The sequence below is a fragment of the Ureibacillus thermosphaericus genome, from assembly GCF_012396605.1.
Lineage (GTDB): Bacteria > Bacillota > Bacilli > Bacillales_A > Planococcaceae > Ureibacillus > Ureibacillus thermosphaericus.
The window spans coordinates 1-1,107 of record NZ_JAAXPW010000083.1; the positions used below are offsets into that span (position 1 = coordinate 1).

The 1,107-nt window shown below is 38.8% G+C and carries 1 protein-coding gene; it reads left to right on the forward strand.

Translation table 11 applies throughout. The features are described from left to right. Positions 1-1,053 (forward strand): IS4 family transposase (locus tag HF990_RS14915; protein ID WP_168412889.1); only part of this gene is annotated, 1,053 nt, incomplete at its 5' end. Positions 1,054-1,107 lie beyond the last annotated feature (54 nt).

Genomic DNA, 1,107 nt, shown 5'->3' on the forward strand with positions numbered 1-1,107 from the left:
CTAGTGAAAACACATCAATTAAATCACTATACCAAGAAGCTTTATATGGCTTCATTTATGAAACTGCTTTTGTATGCCCAACTCCATGAAACCGAGAGTTTACGGGCGTTGAGTGACGCTGTCTTTTTAGAAGAATTACAACGAGCAACGGGATTGGAATCGATTAGTTTTTCACAGTTAGGGAGACGAATCAATACCATCCCAACTGAGTTCTTTCAAACGATTTTTCTCGATTTAGTGGCACAAATTCATCGGAAAACCAATTTCCAAACAAGAAGAAAAGTGACAACGCCTTTGAAAATCATTGATTCGAGTACATTACCGCTTAATTTGACCAATCATAAGTGGGCAGAGTTTCGAAAAACAAAATCAGGAGTAAAGCTTCACTTACGACTTGTTTTTATGGAAAAAGGACTCTCCTATCCAGATAAAGCCGTACTCACGAATGCCAACGAACATGATCGTGGTCAACTAGAAGTATTCGTGGATGACAAAGAATGCATGTACGTGTTTGATCGTGGTTACTTGGATTATGGGCGCTTTGATCAAATGACGGAAGATGGCTATTTCTTTGTGACCCGTTTGCGTAAAAACGCTGTTGTCCGAGTGTTAGAATCCTTTTCGTTACCAGAAGATTCACCCGTATTCTCTGATGAAATGGTTGTCATTGGAACACCACAAAATCGTTCTGAAAACGTGTTTCGCTTACTCAAATTGCATGATACAAAAGGAAATGAGCTTCATTTACTGACAAATCGGTTTGACATTGACGCAGATGAAATTGCAGAAATCTACCAATCACGTTGGGCAATCGAACTTTTTTTCAAATGGATGAAACAACATCTGAACATTAAAAAGTTTTTTGGTCACAGTGAACAAGCTGTACATAATCAAGTGTACGTAGCCATGATAGTGTACTGTCTGAATGTTTTAGCTCAGCTGAACACGAATAGCGAACGCAGTTACTTACAAATTAGTCGCTATTTGAAGGCTTCTTTGTGGAAATCCGCTCACATTTGGTTACGAAAAATCGAAGGAAACGGCGTCCCATAAAGGTTTGCCAGTCGTTGTTGCACAAGTCATAGGTTATAGTAAAAAAATGGATGT